The organism is Paenibacillus sp. J22FR5 (genome assembly GCF_059691975.1).
Genome location: NZ_JCAUAN010000051.1, coordinates 1 through 20,832, shown reverse-complemented (window position 1 = coordinate 20,832; position 20,832 = coordinate 1). Strand labels below are relative to the sequence as shown.

The 20,832-nt window shown below is 46.8% G+C and carries 19 protein-coding genes, 8 tRNA genes, 1 rRNA gene and 2 pseudogenes; 6 read left to right on the top strand and 24 right to left on the bottom strand.

All coding sequences use genetic code 11. From position 1 onward, the window contains the following. Positions 1-12: 12 nt before the first annotated feature. From AC58P7_RS32355 to AC58P7_RS32335, 5 genes are all read right to left on the bottom strand, one after another. On the bottom strand, positions 13-504 hold the full coding sequence (locus tag AC58P7_RS32355; protein ID WP_497350193.1) for a GNAT family N-acetyltransferase: 492 nt from the start codon (positions 502-504) through the stop codon (positions 13-15). A gap of 62 nt (positions 505-566) precedes the next feature. Then, complete coding sequence (gene gatB / locus AC58P7_RS32350) at positions 567-2,018, bottom strand: Asp-tRNA(Asn)/Glu-tRNA(Gln) amidotransferase subunit GatB (protein WP_497350201.1); 1,452 nt, start codon at positions 2,016-2,018, stop codon at positions 567-569. Between the two features lie 33 nt (positions 2,019-2,051). Continuing rightward, positions 2,052-3,509: an Asp-tRNA(Asn)/Glu-tRNA(Gln) amidotransferase subunit GatA gene (gene gatA, locus AC58P7_RS32345; RefSeq protein WP_497350192.1), complete on the bottom strand. Its 1,458-nt coding sequence runs from the start codon at positions 3,507-3,509 to the stop codon at positions 2,052-2,054. A gap of 27 nt (positions 3,510-3,536) precedes the next feature. Then, positions 3,537-3,824: an Asp-tRNA(Asn)/Glu-tRNA(Gln) amidotransferase subunit GatC gene (gene gatC / locus AC58P7_RS32340; protein WP_065852850.1), complete on the bottom strand. Its 288-nt coding sequence runs from the start codon at positions 3,822-3,824 to the stop codon at positions 3,537-3,539. Between the two features lie 454 nt (positions 3,825-4,278). Further along, positions 4,279-5,952, bottom strand: a complete 1,674-nt coding sequence (locus AC58P7_RS32335; RefSeq protein WP_497350191.1) for a hypothetical protein — start codon at positions 5,950-5,952, stop codon at positions 4,279-4,281. Positions 5,953-6,216: 264 nt separating this feature from the next. On the opposite strand from AC58P7_RS32335, the gene AC58P7_RS32330 reads away from it, so the two are divergent. Next, a complete protein-coding gene (locus AC58P7_RS32330) occupies positions 6,217-6,378 on the top strand; it encodes a hypothetical protein (RefSeq protein ID WP_497350190.1) in 162 nt (53 codons plus the stop codon). 488 nt (positions 6,379-6,866) lie between these two features. Here AC58P7_RS32330 and AC58P7_RS32325 read toward each other — a convergent pair whose 3' ends face one another. Together AC58P7_RS32325 and AC58P7_RS32320 are read right to left on the bottom strand one after the other, a co-directional pair. Beyond that, positions 6,867-7,031 carry a hypothetical protein gene (locus tag AC58P7_RS32325; protein ID WP_497350189.1) on the bottom strand — a complete coding sequence of 55 codons (165 nt, stop codon included), beginning with the start codon at positions 7,029-7,031 and terminating at the stop codon, positions 6,867-6,869. Between the two features lie 368 nt (positions 7,032-7,399). Next, positions 7,400-7,780, bottom strand: a complete 381-nt coding sequence (locus tag AC58P7_RS32320; protein ID WP_497350188.1) for an ATPase — start codon at positions 7,778-7,780, stop codon at positions 7,400-7,402. Positions 7,781-7,957: 177 nt separating this feature from the next. Between AC58P7_RS32320 and AC58P7_RS32315 the strand changes: the two genes are divergently transcribed. Continuing rightward, positions 7,958-8,242, top strand: coding sequence for a DUF3817 domain-containing protein (locus AC58P7_RS32315; RefSeq protein WP_497350187.1), 285 nt, complete (start codon positions 7,958-7,960; stop codon positions 8,240-8,242). A gap of 48 nt (positions 8,243-8,290) precedes the next feature. Further along, positions 8,291-8,539 (top strand): annotated as a pseudogene (locus AC58P7_RS32310) (MATE family efflux transporter); the annotation flags it as partial. Positions 8,540-8,610: 71 nt separating this feature from the next. Here AC58P7_RS32310 and AC58P7_RS32305 read toward each other — a convergent pair. Genes AC58P7_RS32305 through tkt form a run of 3 tightly spaced genes read right to left on the bottom strand, consistent with a single transcriptional unit; the run spans position 8,611 to position 11,873 of the window. After that, a complete protein-coding gene (locus AC58P7_RS32305; RefSeq protein ID WP_497350186.1) occupies positions 8,611-9,102 on the bottom strand; it encodes a NanQ anomerase/TabA/YiaL family protein in 492 nt (163 codons plus the stop codon). A gap of 52 nt (positions 9,103-9,154) precedes the next feature. Beyond that, positions 9,155-9,811 carry a fructose-6-phosphate aldolase gene (fsa, locus tag AC58P7_RS32300; protein WP_497350185.1) on the bottom strand — a complete coding sequence of 219 codons (657 nt, stop codon included), beginning with the start codon at positions 9,809-9,811 and terminating at the stop codon, positions 9,155-9,157. A 34-nt stretch (positions 9,812-9,845) separates the two neighbouring features. Further along, positions 9,846-11,873 (bottom strand): transketolase, encoded by a 2,028-nt coding sequence (gene tkt, locus AC58P7_RS32295; protein WP_497350184.1) that lies wholly within the window; start codon positions 11,871-11,873, stop codon positions 9,846-9,848. Between the two features lie 114 nt (positions 11,874-11,987). Between tkt and AC58P7_RS32290 the strand changes: the two genes are divergently transcribed. Then, positions 11,988-12,875 carry a LysR family transcriptional regulator gene (locus AC58P7_RS32290; RefSeq protein WP_497350183.1) on the top strand — a complete coding sequence of 296 codons (888 nt, stop codon included), beginning with the start codon at positions 11,988-11,990 and terminating at the stop codon, positions 12,873-12,875. Between the two features lie 105 nt (positions 12,876-12,980). Here the strand turns inward: AC58P7_RS32290 and AC58P7_RS32285 are convergent, their stop codons facing one another. From AC58P7_RS32285 to AC58P7_RS32275, 3 genes and pseudogenes are all read right to left on the bottom strand, one after another. Further along, positions 12,981-13,994, bottom strand: coding sequence for a zinc-binding alcohol dehydrogenase family protein (locus AC58P7_RS32285; RefSeq protein WP_497350182.1), 1,014 nt, complete (start codon positions 13,992-13,994; stop codon positions 12,981-12,983). A 99-nt stretch (positions 13,995-14,093) separates the two neighbouring features. After that, a pseudogene (locus AC58P7_RS32280) lies at positions 14,094-14,279 on the bottom strand (aldo/keto reductase); the annotation flags it as partial. Then, positions 14,254-15,084: an amidohydrolase family protein gene (locus AC58P7_RS32275; protein ID WP_497350181.1), complete on the bottom strand. Its 831-nt coding sequence runs from the start codon at positions 15,082-15,084 to the stop codon at positions 14,254-14,256. The pseudogene AC58P7_RS32280 and the gene AC58P7_RS32275, both read right to left, overlap by 26 nt. A gap of 145 nt (positions 15,085-15,229) precedes the next feature. Between AC58P7_RS32275 and AC58P7_RS32270 the strand changes: the two genes are divergently transcribed. Then, positions 15,230-16,099: an AraC family ligand binding domain-containing protein gene (locus AC58P7_RS32270; RefSeq protein ID WP_497350180.1), complete on the top strand. Its 870-nt coding sequence runs from the start codon at positions 15,230-15,232 to the stop codon at positions 16,097-16,099. Here AC58P7_RS32270 and AC58P7_RS32265 read toward each other — a convergent pair. Beyond that, complete coding sequence (locus AC58P7_RS32265; RefSeq protein WP_497350179.1) at positions 16,096-17,433, bottom strand: (Fe-S)-binding protein; 1,338 nt, start codon at positions 17,431-17,433, stop codon at positions 16,096-16,098. The two genes, AC58P7_RS32270 and AC58P7_RS32265, sit on opposite strands and share 4 nt — an antisense overlap. Then, complete coding sequence (locus AC58P7_RS32260) at positions 17,426-18,841, bottom strand: FAD-linked oxidase C-terminal domain-containing protein (RefSeq protein WP_497350178.1); 1,416 nt, start codon at positions 18,839-18,841, stop codon at positions 17,426-17,428. Before AC58P7_RS32260 ends, AC58P7_RS32265 begins: the two co-directional genes overlap by 8 nt. A 160-nt stretch (positions 18,842-19,001) precedes the next feature. Between AC58P7_RS32260 and AC58P7_RS32255 the strand changes: the two genes are divergently transcribed. Beyond that, positions 19,002-19,706: a FadR/GntR family transcriptional regulator gene (locus AC58P7_RS32255; RefSeq protein ID WP_497350177.1), complete on the top strand. Its 705-nt coding sequence runs from the start codon at positions 19,002-19,004 to the stop codon at positions 19,704-19,706. Between the two features lie 86 nt (positions 19,707-19,792). Here AC58P7_RS32255 and AC58P7_RS32250 read toward each other — a convergent pair. The 9 genes from AC58P7_RS32250 to rrf all read right to left on the bottom strand — a co-directional run. Next, positions 19,793-19,871, bottom strand: a tRNA-Leu gene (locus AC58P7_RS32250). A 6-nt stretch (positions 19,872-19,877) separates the two neighbouring features. Next, positions 19,878-19,957 (bottom strand) — tRNA-Leu (locus AC58P7_RS32245). Positions 19,958-20,019: 62 nt separating this feature from the next. After that, a tRNA-His gene (locus AC58P7_RS32240) sits at positions 20,020-20,092 on the bottom strand. Between the two features lie 78 nt (positions 20,093-20,170). Then, positions 20,171-20,246: transfer RNA gene (locus AC58P7_RS32235), tRNA-Thr, on the bottom strand. A 16-nt stretch (positions 20,247-20,262) separates the two neighbouring features. Next, positions 20,263-20,338: transfer RNA gene (locus AC58P7_RS32230), tRNA-Phe, on the bottom strand. A 79-nt stretch (positions 20,339-20,417) separates the two neighbouring features. After that, positions 20,418-20,494, bottom strand: a tRNA-Asp gene (locus AC58P7_RS32225). Positions 20,495-20,509: 15 nt separating this feature from the next. Continuing rightward, positions 20,510-20,585, bottom strand: a tRNA-Val gene (locus AC58P7_RS32220). Positions 20,586-20,599: 14 nt separating this feature from the next. Further along, positions 20,600-20,674 (bottom strand) — tRNA-Glu (locus AC58P7_RS32215). Positions 20,675-20,722: 48 nt separating this feature from the next. Beyond that, a 5S ribosomal RNA gene (gene rrf, locus AC58P7_RS32210) occupies positions 20,723-20,832 on the bottom strand; the annotation flags it as partial.

Below are 20,832 nucleotides of genomic sequence, written 5' to 3'. Positions count from 1 at the left end.
GTATAAAGGCTGTCAGACACTTGTTGCAGGCCGTTCGAATGTCGTTAAGCTAACACCTGGGGGAACCGTAAATACACGGCGTACCATAAAGCCAAACCGTTCATATAATTGAAATGCAGGAGCATTCGCTGTTCCGGTAGATACGATAAAACGAGTAGCCCCCTCTCGTTCTTGTTCTATCAGTATATGCTGTAAAAGGGAGCTAGCAATCCCTCTACGAAAAAAATTGGGATGAACCATCATACGACAGATCGTCACAATGGTACCTTCACGTTCGAATGAGATCGCGCCTGCAAGCTTAGTCTCTTCCTGCTCATCCACATAGAATCCATAGAAGGTTTCCTGAGCTTCGCGTATGGACTGAATGCCATCCTTCAAGGGTGGAATATCATCAAAGCCGATTAGTTCAGCCTCCACACGATAGGAAGCGATTTGAAGTGCAAGTAGAACTAAGATTTCCTCGTTAGTTTCTAGTTGAAGTTGTTGGATTGACAGTTGAATCACTCCTAGGTTGAAATTGAAAAAGAAGTGGTGTCCTACATACGAGGATCACCACTTCTACCTTATCATTTGCTGTTCAAGCACTCTACAATTAATTTGTTGACTAAGCCTGGATTCGCTTTACCTTTGGTTTCTTTCATGACTTGTCCGACAAGGAAGCCTACGGCTTTCTCCTTACCTGCTTTGAAATCTGCAACGGATTGCGGGCTGTTCTCTACAACCTGCTCAACAACGGTCTTGATGGCACCTTCATCACTAATCTGCACAAGACCCTGCTCTTCAACGATCTTTTGCGGCTCTTTACCGGTTTCGATCATCTCTTTAAACACAGTTTTGGCAATCTTATTGGAAATGGTACCTTTTTCGATCAAGCCTATCATCTCGCCTAATCCCTTACCTGTGACTTTCACATCGGAAAACTCTAGGGAGTTCGCGTTTAGATATCCGAGCAAATCACCCATAATCCAGTTCGACACCGCTTTGGCATCCTGGGTATATTGCAAGCTCTGTTCGAAGAAATTAGCCAATTGCATGGAAGCTGTGATGACAGCTGCGTCATAGCTTGGTAAGCCATATTCACTGCTGTATCTCGCTTTACGTGCGTCCGGCAGCTCAGGAATCGAAGCTTGAACGCGCGCTTTCCATTCCTCATCGATGTAGAGGCTAACTAGATCCGGGTCTGGAAAGTAACGATAGTCATGCGCATCTTCTTTGCCACGCATAGCGAGTGTTTTGCCTTGTGTTTCATCCCAGCGGCGAGTTTCTTGAATGACTTCTTCCCCGCTTCTGAGAATTTCAGCTTGGCGATACTCCTCGTATTCAAGACCACGTTGCACGCCACGGAAGGAGTTCATGTTCTTGAGCTCGGCACGAATGCCGAATTTCTCTTGGCCGAACGGTCTTATGGAAATGTTCGCGTCGCAACGCAGCGAGCCCTCTTCCATTTTTACATCGGAAACGTCGCAATAGATCATGATCGCTCTAATCTTCTCTAAATAAGCACGAGCTTCCTCTGGTGAGCGCAGATCGGGTTCGGATACGATTTCGATCAAAGGCGTTCCTGCACGGTTCAAGTCAACGAGAGAAGCGTATCCGCCATCAATATGCGTCAACTTACCTGCATCTTCTTCCAAGTGAACACGCGTAACGCCTATGCGTTTGGTAACACCGTTTACTTCAATATCCACCCAGCCGTGCTCGCCGATGGGTTGGTCGTATTGCGAAGTCTGATAGGCATCTGGCGAGTCTGGGTAAAAGTAGTTTTTGCGATCAAATTTGCTATTCGTCGCGATCGTACAATTCAGAGCCATTGCCGCTTTCATGGCATACTCAACCGCTTGGCGGTTAAGGACAGGAAGAACACCCGGATGACCTAAGCATACCGGACAAGTATTCGTATTCGGAGGTGCTCCGAATGAGGTTGCACAACCACAAAATATTTTGGAAGCGGTATGAAGCTCTACGTGGACTTCAAGACCGACTACGGTTTCAAATTGGATATCTGTTGCCGACAAGATGAATGCCTCCTTCGTTACTCTATAGCTACTAACTTACAATTGCGGGCGCTGCTTGTGGTGGTCTGTATGCTGCTCGAAAGCGTGGGCTACACGCAAAACGGTAGCTTCATCCAATGCTTTGCCGATCATTTGCAAGCCAACCGGAAGTTCATTCACGAATCCGCATGGTACGCTAATTGCAGGAATACCTGCCAAACTGACCGGAATGGTCATGATATCATTTAGATACATCGTAAGCGGGTCGCTGCTTTGTTCACCGATTTTGAAAGCGGTCGTTGGTGCTGTTGGCCCGATGATGATGTCATATTTATCAAAAACTTGATCAAAGTCTTGTTTGATCAGTGTACGAACTTGTTGAGCTTTGAGGTAATACGCATCATAGTAGCCTGAACTTAGCGCATAAGTACCTAGCATGATCCGGCGTTTTACCTCAGGACCGAAGCCTTCGCTACGGGAAAGATTATAAAGATCCAACAGATTGCGTGCATTATCCGAACGAACACCATAACGAATACCGTCAAAACGAGCCAAGTTCGAGGAAGCTTCAGAGGATGCCAGCAAGTAATACGTTGCTACAGCATACTCGGAATGCGGTAAGCTCACTTCTTCCCATACAGCACCTAAGCCTTCAAGCACTTTGAGCGCTTCGAGCACTTTGGCTTTAACTGCTGGGTCGATCCCATTGCCCATGTACTCTTTCGGTACCCCGATGCGCAGGCCTTTGACGTCACCCGTCAATGCGCTGAGGTAGTTAGGAATATCCACTTTCGCAGAAGTGGAGTCTTTCGGGTCGTAGCCTGCGATAGCTTGCATGGCATACGCAGCGTCTTCTACGTTCTTCGTTAGCGGCCCGATTTGGTCAAGGGAGGAGGCGAATGCGACCAACCCATAGCGGGACACGAGCCCGTACGTCGGCTTCAAGCCGACGATTCCGCAGTAGGCTGCTGGCTGGCGAATGGAGCCGCCGGTGTCGGAGCCCAGCGCGAAGTATACTTCGCCTGCTGCGACCGCTGCTGCGGAGCCTCCGCTGGAGCCACCCGGCACATAATCCGTGTTCCACGGATTATGTGCCGGGTGGAACGCGGAGTTCTCGTTGGAGCCGCCCATCGCGAACTCATCCATGTTGAGTTTGCCGATGGTAACTGCTTGTGCTTCCTTTAGCTTGCTAACCACAGTCGCATCATAAATAGGAATATGATTGGATAAGAATTTGCTAGCGCAGGTTGTTTTCAAGCCCTCGGTGACCATGTTATCCTTGATCCCGATTGGTAAGCCGAATAAATCGCCGCGCGATGAGCTGCTCAGAAGCTGCTCGTCCAACTTAGCAGCAGTCTGTCTTGCATTCTCTTCATCTAATGTAAGGAAAGCGCGAACTTTACTCTCCACTTGCCCAATTCTTGTATAAGATTGATCCACGAGATCTGAAACCTTGATTTCTTTGCTTTGCAGCTTCGCGTGGATTTGTTGTAGGTTTAATTCAAACAAAGACAACGACAGGCACTCCCTTTCATCTCTCTCTTATTCTAAAACTGCAGGAACCTTGAACTGCCCATCCTCATGATCAGGAGCGTTCAGCAACACTTTTTCAATCGGCAGGGACGGCTTCGCAACATCTTCGCGCATTACGTTAACTAACGGCATAGCGTGACTAGTAGGCGCAACACCTTCTGTGTTCAATTGATTCAGCTGCTCGGCATATTTTAAAATGGCATTAAGCTGATCTGTAAATAGATCTTTTTCGGTATCATTGAGATCGAGTCTAGCCAGTTTGGCGACATGATCAACATCTTTCTTCGTTATGCTCACGTATTCTACACCCCTTGTATCAGCGTTTAGTCATTCTTTTCATTATATCCCAGAAATTTTGCGAACTCAATCCAGAATAAGGATTGGGGTGAGGGGCGAGCGTTGTTGCCCAGCTACTTCAGATCAAATCGTTTACAGACATTCATCTAAAGCTCATAGAAACAGAGAAACTGCAACAATGAGCCTATCAAAATGCCTTGGATGATAAGCGTTACTTATCGCATAAGTTTACCGCGTTGGCAGGCTTATGCTTCCAAATTACCGCGGCAAACTTATGAGAAATAGATAGAATCTGTGTTGTATCCAGGATTACTCCCAACTTCTTCAATTCTTATAAAACTTACCTTACCCGAATCCCCGCGTTACGGCATAAACTCAACTAATTCGATCTGGTTTTGAAGGAATCCCGTGATTTTTACCTGTTCAGTGGTACTTCTGAATGACTCCCAACAAATCATTCTAACAGATCTTCAATTTTTAGTGTGATACCGTTATATGTAGCATATCCGTAACTTTTGGACTTACCGTCAACATCTGTGTCAAACAACAGCTTAGCAGGAGCATATCCTCCAGCTGATGAGAATGTTGCCCTAAGATTCATTACCCCCTTCTTTGAACCGGTCAATTGAATGTTGGCTTCATAACGGGTTTCACCTGTATAATTATAATTTAGCTTCTCATATCCATTGTAGAAATTCACACCGTCATCACTAAAGTTCACAAATTTCGATTCTGTTTTTCCAGAGTTCTCTGAGGAAACATTCTTAAGAAAGGATATGTATCCAGAATGTTTTCCTGCAATTTTCCCTTCAATATTCGGATTAACGGAATTGAATATTGTCAAGTCTTTTATACCATACGGGATATTATCTGTAGTTGGTTTAATGGGTATAGGTTTTTGGGGCTTATAATCCGGCAGATTCACTTTCCGAAGCCGCATTTGTGAACGATCGCTGCCTCTAAGCATCTCCAACCACATCGCACGTTTTCCATCCGGATGCCAGGACATTGGTGAGACATAAACCCAATTCTCATCAGTAGTGAGCTGTACTCCTTGATATCCTGCTTGGTTCATAGAACGATTAATCTCTACCAATACCGGACCAATGTTACCTGCCCTGGACTTGCGTACTCCAGATACTGCATATATATACAGAATCCCATTAATATCCCCAGAGTTAGTTGGGGCATAGGGTCTGGGCATTAGTCCAAATATTGCCGGATCTGTACTTTTTGAAAACCTAGTGCTCATTATGATTCCCAAACGTTCATCAGGGGAGAAAATGGTTGTTTCATCATATCCAGGAGTATGTGTTATTTGGGTAATATTTTCAGAATTCAAATCCTGCACAATTGAATCGACTACACTGCTTTCCTTTGCCCCAACAAAGGAGATTGCGGTTCCTCCCTTTACAAACTGTTTCACTTCTCCTCCCCGTGCGGGATTCGGAATAATAAAGCCTGGTTTATTCGGGGCATTTTTAAACCGCGGTACTGTACTAATAATCTGCACGTTTTCGAGAATATAGTTATCTGTTTTACGTTCCAGGATACCTATCAGTGTAGCACTACCAAATGTGCTGAGCATCGTCCAACTCATATGCTTATTATCAGGTGCAATGATGACTTCTGACCAACGATGGGTTGTGCGTGCATCTTCTTCGAGGATTGATGGATATATGATTGGAACCAATTTTGTGCTTGAGCAGGTGTCAATATTGGGCGTGCATTCAAGCACATAATCTCCCAGTAACACTCGTTTGTTATCCTGGAAAGGCATATACCGGATACCGTTTGCCTTCGCTTTTGTCGGTATTACTCCAGAGAATATCACCTTAAAATCCGTTCCATCATCGCCCAGAACAGCTAGGTTATAAAAATTGGTAGTATTGATATCGTTCTCTGTCTTATACGTAATAAGTACTTTGCCTGAGTATGTGTAAGTGCCATTCAGTAGCTTCACATAAGCTGGCAATGGGACACTACTGACATCTACTCTTCCAATTCCATCACTGTTTAGTTCTTGGCTGGTATTGTCCGAAGATACGTTTGAAGCTAGTGTCGGTGTTAACATTGACAACATAAGACTTAGCATAATTAGTACTGAAATTATTCTTTTTTTAATCATAATCGCCTCCAAAATCAATTATAGCCTCTTGGCATTCGCCGAGGCAGATGGGACAAGGCTTTGCCTGTTCTTTGCCAAAAACACTTGACTCTTTAAAACGGGCCTAACAATTACGGCGGAAGGGATTCGTTTTTCCCTTACTACCGATTGCGGGGTGTTGACGTTGAAACCTTTATTTATTCCTCATGCTTCCTACCAAAACTTTGTGATCAAACAACTTCAAACTCATTATACTGATGGCATCCTTGTTATCCATAGCAACCATTGGCCACTCATATCCAACTGTGGATCACCAATTTATCCCATATTACGACGATGCTTATGCCGCTTAATGACGATAAGGGACCTACACCGCGAGACCTAGCTTCTATGTTGCGATCCTATTTGCTCAACTTACTCGTTTCTTCCGAATACGGCGGCGGCTAAACCTTATTTTTTTAAAAATTACCTTTACATTGGGTTATTCTGCCCTTTTTTTGAAAATGACTATCACAATCCAGTTCTTCCAATACCGCTCCCTAATGTTACTGCTAATTTGCTTCATTCAACTCAGGTAATGCCGAGAGGCAATAATCACTTTTTATTCTTGAGATAAGTTATGGCCACATTAGGATCATTGGTGGTTCTCGAAGGATCAATTTTTATGATTTCTCCTTTCCGTTTCTGTTAGTTTCCTGATCACACCAGATGTTGCCGTCGTGACCAAAATCGGTGTTTGATCCAGGCTGTCTAAGAATTGCGTATTTCTACTGTAATAAGAGATGTTCAACTCTTATTACGGAATTGTTCGTTTCACTCACGCTTCGGATTCATAAGATAACTCAAAATACGCAGCGGCATTTTTTTATAAGAACCCATTGTCGAACACGACCAAAATTTTATAATGAAATCGCTTTCAATGATATCCGTTAAAGTTAGATCAAAATGTGTCGGCACCTTTTGATTTGGCAACGGGAATCCATCGCATATTGAAGCTGCTCATAGAACGGACAGTCCTCGTACGTTTCATGTATACAACGACGCAACGTTCGCTCGCTGATCTCACAAATCGCTTGCAAGCATTCATCTAAGGTTTCCACCTTCTTCTGAACATCAAGAGAATAACCCGATTCGCGATAGCTTAGCCGATCACATGCCAGTCAGATAAGTCGATTCCAATTCTTAGATCAGTGAATTCGATGGTTGCTGTTAAATACTTAGGTAAGGATCGAGCTGTACATGGTGAGAAAAGCGGGGCAAAGTAACGGCCTGCAGGTTCCATAAGGCCCTTTTGGAGCCTTACGACAGTGTGGGAGCGGCAAGGTTGGAGCTGTAACGCCCAAAAGGGGCGTTACAGGAGGGGACTCGTGGCGTGGGCGACTCCGAACACGATTGCTCTTTGACGATGGCAACTTCTGATGACAAAGCATAAAAAAACGACGGTGTACTTACCACCGTCGCTTCCTATTTAAATCCAGGCTTTCAGCCCGATTTGCTTGATAAATTCTTCACGGGACTGTACTTCTTTGTCCCTTTCCTTCTCTGGCTCAATGGCGGACTCGCCGGTCATGATTTTACGAAACAAACCTTCATTTTTCGTTGCGAGCGCGTAATCTATTAATGCTTCTCTCTCAACTTGCTCCGCCTCTTGCTGAAGAAGGACTTCTTCAAGCTCGATATCCGTTGCAGTCACATAGTAATGTTTATTCTCCTTAGGAACTCGCACCACATAGTCGAAAATGTTATCGTTATTTCGGTCGTACGCAATTAAATAGCCATATCCGCCAATAGGCAGATTCTGTTCTAAACGATCGGCAATGATGATAATTTTCTCGCCAAGACGAAGCATCTGCTTTCCCCCTACCTATATAAACTCTCAAATGAGCTCTATGAATGTAAGATTACGTTCTATTGCCTATCGTACTAAAAAAACTAGTTTGTGTCCAATTGACATCTATTGTTCATGTTCCATTCATATTTCTAGCTTACGATGAGCTTACTTTCATTGATAAAGGAGTTGCTCACTGTGCTACAACGTTCTTTAATAGCTTTACGTTATATTGGAAGGGCAGAAGGTTTATCTTTTCTCATCCTGCTGTGTATCGCCATGCCGCTAAAATACATGTTCGACTTACCACAAGCTGTTTTTATCGTAGGGATTGCTCATGGATTTCTGTTTGTTCTCTATTTACTATCGATTGCGTGGGTCACGCTTCTACATCGTTGGTCCTTTGGGCGAGTGCTCGCCGCTTTCATTGCGGCATTTATTCCATTTGGTCCATTTCTGTTCGACCGCCGAATCCGAAACTAACGCTTCACTCCGTAAAATTTCAGAAGTGTTATGAAACTGATATAGTTAGGAAACGTAATTCAATCACTGAATGGCTCGATCAATACGATTTGGATCGGAAAATATTTTGGCGAAGTGGCCCTTGCCGCGTCATCCAATGCCAACATTATTATGTTTTTCTTAATTCGCTCTATCTTTGGGTTTGCGATGGCTGCCGTCATCCTGATCGGCCAAAATCTTGGTGCACAAAAGATCCACGAGGCCAAAAAAGTGGTCGGAACCAGTACGGTCTTTTTCCTTGTTCTTTCTGTTGTGGTCGCTTAGGCAAGTAAAGCCTAAATTAAAAAGTCTGCCGAGCCATAGAAGATGGCTTGAGCAGACTTTTTTTGCTAGAGATGTAGCAGATCTTTATGAATTTTGATCACAATCTTCTTATTCGTCGTTGATTCTGTAATGAGGCAATTCGGTCGATGAATATCGGACGGGAAGCACACTGCGAACATGCCGGGTTTGAGCATAATATCCGTTTCTTGCTGTGCAGGATCTGATTCATAGAAGGCGATATCATGAGTCTCAAATTTGTTATCCACGATTCTAGCCTCTTCATTCAGCTTGTAGAAACACAAACGTTCCTCACCACTCACCAGAAACTGAATATCCGTGTACACGATATGAGACTCAGGAGTCTGCTCTTCCCTTGGACGAGTAACTGACTCTTGCACATTCGCATACATCAAGTGGCCATTATCGCCCTCGAGATCATATCGCCCTACTTCTGCCTCACCCAGATTTCGATTCAAAATGTACTCAATTCCCCGCGTTACAGCCGCCGGCCATAGGTGCCGTTCTTGTTCAAAATGCTTCACGTCACTGATAATCAACGTCATTGCCTCCTTATTAAAAAGACCCGCCAGATAGGCGAGTCTTCATGTCTTAGAACTTCTCTTGATTAGCGCCTTCCCAATCAGCAAGGAACTTCTCGATGCCCGCATCTGTCAACGGGTGTTTGCTCATCGATTCTATCACTTTGTAAGGAACTGTCGCAATATGTGATCCTGCAAGCGCTGCTTCAATAACGTGAGCAGAGTGGCGAACGCTGGCAGAAATAATTTCGGATTTGATGCCGTGTACTTGGAAAATTTGGCTGATTTCTTTAATCAAGTTCATTCCGATTTGGTTGATATCATCCAAACGCCCGATAAACGGAGAAACATACGTTGCACCCGCACGAGCGGCAAGCAAAGCTTGTGTCGAGCTGAAAATCAACGTTACATTCGTTGGAATACCGAGAGATCTAAACACGCTTGTCGCTTGAAGACCATCCAACGTCATTGGAAGCTTGATAACCACATTCGGGCTTAATTTGGCAAGCTTTTTACCCTGCTCAACCATCTCGTCCGCTTTCAAAGATACAACCTCTGCACTAATCGGAACATCGCCCACAATGGAGATGATTTCTTTCACAGTTTCGAAAAAGTCTCTTCCTTCTTTGGCAATCAATGAAGGGTTTGTCGTTACCCCTGCTACTACACCTAACGCGTGAGCTTTACGAATTTCTTCTACATTCGCTGTGTCGATAAACAATTTCATCCTGTATCCCTACCTTTTCTCCCACTATGGGCGCTTATTGGAAATACTTCTGTCTGATTTGTTGCACGATTGCTTCTGCGGTAAAGCCATATTCACGAATTACGCGATCTGCTTTCGCTGATGCTCCGAACTTGCGGATGCCGACAACGAAGCCGTCTTGTCCCGTAATTTCTTCCCATCCAGCCGGATACGCCATTTCCATCACAACATTTTTACTCACGTGAGGTAAAAGAATCGCATTCCTCACCTCATCTGGCTGCGCTTCAAACAATTCACGGCTTGGCATGGAAATCACACGAGCTCCAATTCCATCTTGCGCCAACTGCTTCTTCACGTCAAGTGCTAAGCTCACTTCTGAGCCTGTAGCGATGAGTTGTAGATCAGCAGTTTCTCCCTCAGCGACATCAGATAGGACGTAAGCACCTTGATGAATATGGTCAAAAGCAAGCGTATCCGTACCTGGAAGCACCGGTAGGTTTTGGCGGGAAAGCGCGAATACGAACGGGCCTTCCTTCGCTTGAAGGACATATTCCCAAGCAGCTGCCGTTTCATTCGCGTCCGCAGGACGGAACAACGTCAAATCCGGGATCATCCGCAAGGATGGAATTTGCTCGATAGGCTGATGCGTCGGGCCATCTTCGCCGACAGCGATGCTGTCATGCGTGAACACGTACGCAACTGGGATTTTCATCAGCGCGGATAAACGAATCGCACCGCGAAGGTAGTCGCTGAACACGAGGAAAGTTCCGCCGAAAGCGCGCAGTCCTCCGTGCAGCAGCATGCCGTTCAGCGCCGCACCCATGGCGAATTCGCGGACACCGAACCAGAAGTTGCGGCCGCTGTAATCTGCGGCGCTGAATGCCGCGGCATCGCTGATCATGGTGAAGTTGGAGCTCGCTAAGTCAGCGGAACCGCCTACCAAATGAGGAACCCGCTTCGCCAAGCCGTTAATCACTTTGCCAGATGCGGTGCGCGTCGAAATGGCGCCGCTCTCTGGTGTATAGCGCGGCACATCGGCGTTCCAATCCGCCGGAAGGTTGCCACTGTTCGCGAGTTCGAATTGCTTCGCGAGCTCGGGGTAGGCTGCCTGGTAGCTGTTCCACAGCTGCTCCCAGGCTGCTTCTGTTTGAGCCCCCACTTGCTTGTGGTGAGCGAAGTGTGTGTAGACCTCAGCCGGGACGTAGAAGTCCGGCTCGAGGGGCCAGCCAAGAGCTTGCTTGGTCAGAAGCAGCTCGTCTTTGCCCAGCGGCGAGCCGTGCGTGCCGCCGTGGCCGCCCTTGCCGGCTTTGTTCGGCGAGCCGAAGCCGATCGTGGTCTTGATCTCAATCAGCGTCGGGCGATTGAGATCGGCCTTACCCTCTGCGATCGCCGCAGAGATGGCGTCGACGTTGTTCTGCTCTTCCACACGCAGGTATTGCCAGCCGTAGGATTCGAACCGCATTTTAACATTCTCGGAGAACGACATGTTCAAGTCGCCATCGAGGGAAATATCATTGGAATCGTAGAGAACAACGAGTTTACCTAGTTTGAGATGTCCCGCTAAAGAAGCTGCTTCAGAGGAAACCCCCTCCATAAGATCGCCATCTCCGCAAATTGCATACGTAAAATGATCAACAACTTGGAAATTCGGCTTGTTATACACAGAAGCTTGATGCGCTTCTGCCATTGCCATTCCTACAGCCATGGCTACGCCTTGGCCCAGTGGTCCTGTTGTTGCTTCTACGCCAGCGGTATGACCATACTCCGGATGTCCCGGTGTACGGCTACCCCATTGACGGAATTCCTTGATATCATCCAAGGTTACATCGTAACCACTCAGATGAAGCAAGCTGTAAAGCAGCATGGATCCATGTCCAGCAGATAAGACAAAGCGATCGCGATCTGCCCATTTGGGGCTAACAGGATTATGCTTCAAATGACGTGTCCATAGCGCATACGCCATCGGCGCCGCGCCCATCGGCATACCAGGGTGACCCATAGCTGCTTTCTCAACAGCATCAATTGTAAGCGTTCTAATCGCGTTAATACTTAATTCTTCAATTCCAACGGTTGTTCCATTCAAAGAGATACGCCTCCATCCATTTGGTTGTATTTCGCACTTTATCTCTTTATTATAAGAGGTGATGTCACATTCAAATAATTAATAGTTTCGATACTCGCTATAGAAGGTGTCTATATGGTTAATTTCGAGTTGTATAAAGTCTTTTATTTAACAGCGAAGTCCGGCAGTCTGTCCAAAGCAGCAAAAGAGCTGTATATTACCCAGCCCAGTGTCTCGCACTCCATTAAATTGTTGGAGGAATGTCTTGGGCTTCCTCTGTTTGCTCGGACGTCCAAGGGGGTCGATCTTACCAAGGAAGGCGCCATTCTGTTCTCCTATATTGAGCAAGCCTACAATTTCATTTCCCTCGCGGAAGACAAACTGAATGAACTTCGTAATTTTTCCAGTGGAGAAATCAAAATTGGCGGCAGCGACTCCTTGTGCAAGCACTATTTGCTTCCCTTTCTGGAATCGTTCCACGTCCAATACCCGCATATCCAGATTAATTTAGTACATGGAACGACGCCGGAGATTGTGAAAAATCTAAAAGAAGGCAAAATTGATATTGGTATTGTAAGAACTCCCATTCATGATGATCAGCTGGAGGTACGTGAGGGGATCACTATTCAGGACTGTTTTGTGATAGGGCCCAAGTATCGGGAGCTGTCAGTTGGCAAGGTTACGTTGGCGGAATTGCTTGCCTATCCGATTATCTTATTTTCAAGTAATAGCTCCTCACGGAAATTCGTCACTCGTTTGTTCAGCGATAATGGCTTGCTATTGGAGCCGGAGATTGAGCTAGGCAGTGTGGACTTGCTGATTGAATTCGCGAAAATCGGCTTCGGTGTTTCTTTTGTTACGAAGGAATTTGTGGCGAAGGAGCTAGCGGAGGGTAGTTTATTTGAGGTCAATCTGGATGCTACGATACCATCTACCAAGATCGGGATTATCACGTTGAAAAATATGCCACTATCAACCGCAGCTGCTGCTTTTGTTGCTGAGTTGGAGAACCCTGAGAGCTAGGGTAGCTAGGAAACACTACCGTTAAATAGAGCCCTGTACTCGTCGAAATACAGTACCCCCTGCGAAAGAAAAACACACTCAGCTCCCCACTGAGTGTGTCCCCTTTTATAAACAAACCATCGCCTTAATAACCTTCGACTCCGGCTTCAGCCACGCATCAAACTGATCCACCATTTCCTCAAAAGAGGAACGGTGTGTGATATATCGCTCGATGTCGATGCTGCCTTCCGTTAATGCACTGCGCACCGTATCAAAATCCTCCATGGTCGCGTTACGGCTGCCCATTAAGGTTAACTCCCTTTTATGAAAATCGGGATCATGAAATGCAATATCGGCCTTAACGAGTCCAACATACACAAGCTTGCCGCCATGCGCGACAAGACCGAAGGAATCCGTCATCGACCTCGCATTCCCCGTAGCGTCGAAGACGACGGTCGGGAATTCACCGTTCGTTAACTCAGCTAGCTTTTCCTTAGGAAGCTGGAGTGCATTCACGGTATGATCTACGCCCGCCCAATCCCTGCAAAACGCTAACCGCTCCTCGTTAATATCCATCGCGATGACGTTGGCACCAAGCTGCTTCGCTAAGATCATAACCCCAAGCCCGATCGGACCCGCCCCGATAACTAGCGCGGTTTCCCCTGCACGCAGCTCCGATCTACGCACGGCATGTGCACCGATGCTCAGCGGCTCCAGCATCGCAGCTTGATCAAGCGTTAGGCCATCCGCCTTAATCAAATGACTCACAGGCAGTGAGACACGCTCTCGCATGCCCCCATCAATATGTACACCGAGTACCTTCATATCTGTGCAGCAATTCGTTTTGCCGTTGCGGCATGCAATACATTGCCCACAATGCATATAAGGAACGACGCTGACGAGATCACCAATCGCCACATCCGTTACGCCTTCACCGAGCTCCTCCACGTATCCTGCTAGCTCATGCCCCAAAATACGCGGATAGCTGAAAAACGGCTGATTCCCCTTAAAAGCATGTAAATCAGTCCCGCAGATGCCAATACGTTGGATGCGAACGATCGCTTCACCCTTACCAACGGTTGGTTGCTCTACCTCGATATACTTAAATTGCCCGATTTGTTCACACACGATCGCTTTCATGATTACGCCCCTCCCATATTCAGCATTTGCCTAACATTCACACGAGTGTCTTTTCGTTATATTCCGGTCTACCACTTACCCATGATTTATTATAAATAGATACGGCGACACATCGATTAAATTAATGCCCAAATCTACGGCCGTATGAACCGTTCGAATGCTTTCTTCTTCACTGGTCTCACGAAAAACAGAGCCAAGGGAGGACGCACCAAAGCTCATGACGGAGGCATCTAGTCCGGTTTTGCCCAATTTACGATATTCATATTTTGTAAAACTCCTTTGCATTCAGACCGAACAAACGAGCCTTATCTTCTTCCGACCAGCTTTCTGGCAAGGATTGCATCACGACATCAACAACGTCCTCGTACTCAGCAGCGAGCAAACACACCGGCCAATCGCTTCCGAACATCACACGTTCAGTCCCGAAAACCTCCAAAATATGCTGGGCATAGGCAGTAAAATCTTCTTGCTTCCAATCCGAATGACTTGCTTCGGTCACCATGCCTGAAACCTTACAATAGATGTTGGGATGCTTCGCAATCGCCGACATCTGGCTTTTCCAAGGTTCCATTACACCTTTTGCAATCGACGGCTTCGCAATATGATCAATCACCGCGCGTAAACCTGGTACAAGTTCCAATAGCTCGATGACTGCATCTAACTGGTGAGCGACAACAAGCAGATCAATTGGCACGTCTTCACCTGCAAAATAACGTAAGGCCTCTACAAAGTTAGGCTTAAGAATAGCCCGTGCATCGGGCAACTCTTGAATCATGACCCGAAAGCCTACATAATTAGGATGCTTGCTGCTTCTTTTATAATGAACAAGATAATCAGGATCGTCTAAATCAAGCCAGCCCACAACGCCTGCAATCGTATCTGTGGTCTCACTTAAAGCAAGTAAATAATCCGTTTCTTCGAGTGTTGGCGCAGCTTGAACCACAATGGTCTTATCCAAGTTGAATTGTTGGAGATGTGGCACCAAATCATTTGGTAAGTAATCACGATTCAACACGGGCAGCGCTGGTGTAATCCATCCATAATCCCCTCGGTCAATCTTCCAATAATGCTGATGTGCATCGATACGCATTACGATTCTCCTCTTCCATTACTAAATATGATATCACTTTCTTTCATTGTATCATCATTAATACGATATGAAATATCGATATCTAGCATAACTATACGGTTTTTTGATATTATTGAGCTATCCTGATGTGTAAGGAGTGTTTCTTGTGGATCCTATACGTAAAATTTTCGATAGCCAGGACGCCTTCTCCATATCTTTTGCCTATAAAAACACAAAAAGCTCGCTAAGCGAGCTTCCTGAGCATTTCCACGATTGGTATGAAATTGTGTATGTGTACCGCGGGAGTGGCACTTTTTTTATCGATCATACCTTTTATGAGATGAAACAAGGCGATCTGTTTCTCATTCCTGGCAATACGATTCATCGGGCGACGCCAGATAAAGAGTCACCCGTGACGTCCACTGCGATTTACTTCTCTCCAAGTGTCGTGCAGGTGCCATCGTTAGGCGAGACTTTCTCTTATTTGCATAGCTTCGAGCAAGCCGCAACACTCCGCAGTTATAAGCTGGAAATGCGGTTACCCCAGAGCCAGCACCTGGAACTGTTTCTAGAAGCCATACAGAACGAATTTAAACATCCAACCCTTGGTCAACGTCAGTCCGTCCTCCTACAGCTGCTTCAACTCCTGCTGTTTATCCAACGAGAGATGGGCACAGATACCAAGTCACCCAAGATGGACTCCCTTGTCGGCCCCTTATGGATGCGAGAAATCTTACTCTATATTGATCAGCATTTCTGTGAAGATATCGGACTCCAAACACTCTCGAAACAAGCTTCCGTCACCCCCGCTCATTTCAGCAGGGTCTTTAAACAGTTAATTGGAATGAACATCAGCACCTATCTCATAACCAAACGCATCATCCGTGCAAAGCAGCTGCTTCACGAAAGTGACGCCAGTGTGGGTACGATCGCGGACATGTGTGGATTTGAGAGCTTACCCCATTTTCATGCGATGTTCAAAAGAGTGCTTGGCGTGACGCCCGCGGCGGCTCGGAAGTCCTTCCGTTCTTTTTAAGACTGCTTTACAAGTCGATCGTATAAAAAGTCCGCAATATGAACAGCTTCCATATGACCGGTTTGCCCATGTTTAACGATACCTAGCTTCATCTGAAGTAAGCATCCTGGATTGCTTGTTACCACGCAGGCGGCTGTAGTCGCATTAACATTTCCCATCTTATGCTCAAGGATTTGATTCGCCATGTCCGGTTGGGTCATGTTATAGATTCCCGCTGAACCGCAGCATGATCCTGAATCCTTCATTTCGATATATGCGGTGTTGCCGATCCTTTGCAGGAGTTGCTTAGAAGGCTGGCTCCCCTTCATTACATTTCGCAGATGACAAGATTCCTGATACGTAACTCGCGTGGGAGCTTGGTGAGCCTGGGTTTCAGCAAAGCGAAGAGGTCGGCCTTTCTCCACCAGAATCGTACTGATATCCTTCACGCGCTTCGCAAACCAAGCCGACGCTTCCTTCCACTCCTCTTCCTCATGCAGCAAATGATCATACTCCACAAGGATAGCTCCACAACCTCCTGCATTCGAAACGATGTATTCCACTCCCGCCTCTTGGAAAGCGCGGATATTGCTTTTGGCCAAACGCTTCGCTTGATCACTTTCACCGCTGTGCGCATGAAGAGCACCACAGCAGTTCTGTGACTCAGGGATGACGACATCGAAACCGGCCTCGGTTAGCAGCTTCACCGTTTTGATGTTCGTTTCGGTGAATAGCACATCCATCAAGCAGCCGCGGAACATACCAACCGTGCCAAGCTTCTCGCCACGTGCTGGAATATAGGTGCCTAACCGTTCAACGATCCCCTTGCCGGAAGCGTCCGGTAGTATTTTCTCCATCGTGGATAGATGCTTCGAGAATAGGCCGACGACACCGGTTCGTCTGACTAGCTTTTGGATACCTGACATTTTATAAAAATGAAGCCCTGTCCCGAGAAGTTGCATCCTTCTTTGGGAGGGGAATAGCTCTTGGAACACGAGCTTGCGTACACCGCGTACCCACCATCTATGTTGGGTCGTATGCACTTCTATCGCATCGCGCGCCTGTTCGATTAATTGGCCATATTTCACATCGGCTGGACAGGCTGGTTCACAAGCGCGACATCCCAAGCAATGGTTCATTTGGTCTTCGAAGCGAATACCTGGCTCCATAAGGCCATCCACCGCCGCTTTCATCAGCGAGATTCGTCCTCGTGGGGACTCAGCCTCGATACCCGTCTCCTTAAAGGTCGGACAAGCTGGGAGGCAAAAACCACAGCGCATGCAATTGGTTAATTGGTCATAGTCCAGTTTCTGAATTAACGTTTCCTGAAGTGTTGTTCCTTGGATCTTAGACACGATCAATCACCACCCTGTGTCTGGATTCTTTGGCAAACATTTTGCCTGGATTCAAAATTTGATGGGGATCGAACGCATCCTTAATCCCTTTCATCATCGCGATTCCGCTGCTTCCCACTTTCCATTCCAGGAATGGCGCTTTCACCAACCCAACACCATGTTCACCAGTAATCGTTCCCCCCAGCCTAATCGCGGCCTCAAAAATTTCTTCAAAAGCCGCTTCCACACGATGAATCTCGTCGTGATTTCTTGCATCGGTCGTCGCGGTCGGATGTAAATTGCCGTCTCCTGCATGCCCGAAAGTACAGATTTGCACCTCATGCTTTGTCGCAATACGATTGATTTCCAACACCATCTCCGCAATCTTTGAGCGCGGCACCGTGGCATCCTCCAGTATCGTCGTCGGCCGTAAACGAGCAAGTGCGGTAAACGCGCTGCGTCTTGCTGTTAATAGCTTCAGCGCTTCCTCTTGTGTGCTCGCAATGCTGACTTCATCTGCCTGCTCCTCTCTGCAAATCTCAGAGATTCGCGCAATGTCCCGCTCGACCATCTCAAGCTCCCCATCCTGTTCAATGAGCAAAATAGCAGCCATATCTAGCGGAAGTCCCAGCTTAGCAAAATCATCGACAACGCGAATCGTTGGATTATCCATGAATTCCAGCGTTGCTGGAATGATGCGGTTTTCGATGATTTTGGAAACGGTTCGTGCCGCGCCGTACAAATCCTTGTACATCGCTAGCATCGTTTTCTTCGCCTTTGGCGGCGGAATCAGCTTGAGTGTTGCTTCTGTAATGACCGCAAGAGTGCCCTCTGAGCCGACGAGCAGCTTCGTCAAATCATAGCCTGCTACATCCTTCATCAGCTTCCCGCCGGTACGCATAATTTCACCCGAAGCGAGGACACATTCGAGTCCAATTACATAGTCTTTGGTTGTACCATATTTTAAACCGCGAAGACCACCTGAGCACTCTGCAATATTGCCGCCAATGGTGGAAATTGCCATCGAGCTTGGATCCGGGGGATAAAATAAGCCCAGACTCTCGATATGCTCGATAAATTGCTTCGTAATGATCCCTGGCTGCACAGTGGCTGTCAGATTCTGCAGATCAATGTCTAGGATCGCGTTCATGCGATGCATGACCATCACGATCCCTCCTTGTACAGGTACCGTGCCTCCGCACAAATTCGTACCTGATCCCCTGCTGATCAGTGGAATCCGATGCTCATTCAGTACCTTCATAATCGCAGAAACCTGTGCAGTATCGCGTGGATATATTACACCATCCGGCAAAGACTGAAGCATTGGCGTCCCGTCATAGGAATGAGTAACTAGTGATTCCATATCATCTTTATAAAAGGCTTCGCCTACAATTGCCTGCAATTGTTGTCTTACTTGATTGTCGAGCATTTAGAATCCTCCCCTTGAGCTCTTAGGTTATCTGCAGATCATGTTGTTAACTCTAATCACATTTCGAAAGTGATCATGTGATCAGATGACTTTTCTTCTATTTTAGCTTATGATGTAATAGATGTATAGAACTTTATCTAAGATTTTCAGGGGGACACCAATGGTTTTTCAGCAAATCCGACCACAAAAGGGTTCGGAAATCGTGCTTCAACATATTAAAGCTCAAATTGAGGGAGGTACTTATGCTCCTGGCTCCAAACTGCCAACGGTGGTAGATCTTGCTGCAAGCTTTCAAGTCGGGCGATCAACGATCAGAGAAGCACTCAGCGGGCTTAAGGCTATGGGCTGGGTCGACATTCGGCATGGTGGAGGCACTTATGTCGTTACGCAGTTACCGACGGAGACAAATAGCCTTTTTGACCACAGCGATTCGCTTCAGGAAGTACAGGAAGTCCGTAGATTCATCGAGGCTGGGTGTGCAACATTAGCAGCAAGCCGCCGTACTGAGCAGCATTTGACGGTTCTTAGAGAAATCCTACGTGACATGGAAAACTCACTCGGAAATGAAGAAGCAAGCGAACAGGCAGACATTCTCTTTCATATGGAGATCGCCAAGGCCTCCCAAAATACCCTTTTTATCGGGATGATGGAATCCTTGACGGAGCGGCTGCAGCAAAGCATGAAGGCTTCCCGCCGTCTGTGGTTTTTTGCCGAGCGTGCCTCTGCTGAGCAGCTATTAGACGAGCATCGCGACATTGTTGAGGCGATTGCTGCCCAGGATGAGCAACTTGCCGCGGAGAGAATGTCTCAGCATATTGCGAAAGTCGATCAAGTAATTCAACATTTGGCACAAAAAAACAAATAGCAGGCTGGTAGGAGACTTCTCATCCATTCATATGAACAACAAAAAAAGCCTTACAGAGTAAGGCTTTTCGTGTTTGAAACTTGTGATACCGGCGAGAGGACTCGAACCTCCACTCGTTAGAACTCGATTTTGAGTCGAGCGCGTCTGCCATTCCGCCACGCCGGCATGTGATGCGCGTAGAGGGACTTGAACCCCCACGGTCGCCCGCTAGATCCTAAGTCTAGTGCGTCTGCCAATTCCGCCATACGCGCATGCTATAAAACAGGCAAATGATGAAGTTACTAGCCGAAGCTGACTTCACTGTGAATTAATGGGCGGACGACGGGACTTGAACCCGCGAATGCCGGATCCACAAACCGGTGCGTTAACCCCTTCGCCACGACCGCCATAAAACTAAATCTTTCTAGGCCCCGAAAAAGTAATCGGCGTTGCTTCAAAGCTTTGCTTCACTTTTTTGGGAAATGTGGTGCCGTCGAGAGGACTTGAACCCCCAACCTACTGATTACAAGTCAGTTGCTCTACCAGTTGAGCTACAACGGCATATTAATTTATGAAATGGTGGCTTGGGACGGAATCGAACCGCCGACACGAGGATTTTCAGTCCTCTGCTCTACCGACTGAGCTACCAAGCCTAATATTAATGTTAGTACGGGGTCCCCGGAAAGTAATTGGAATGCGCTACAAAGCTTATCATCACTTTTTGGGGTATGGTGGCGGAGCTGACGGGATTCGAACCCGCGGTCTCCTGCGTGACAGGCAGGCATGTTAGGCCACTACACCACAGCTCCATGCTAATTCTTATATGGTGAACGCTGACGGGATCGAACCGCCGACCCCTACCCTGTCAAGGTAGTGCTCTCCCAGCTGAGCTAAGCGTTCATACAATGTAAAAATGGTGACCCGTAGGGGACTCGAACCCCTGTTACCTCCGTGAAAGGGAGGTGTCTTAACCACTTGACCAACGGGCCTAGAATTCGCCGAAGCTTCGGCAAAAAAAATACCCACTAGGGGTAACTGCTTGGCAACGTTCTACTCTCCCAGAACCCTGCGGTTCAAGTACCATCGACGCTGGAGGGCTTAACGGTCGTGTTCGAGATGGGAACGCGTGGGTCCCCTCCGCCATCAT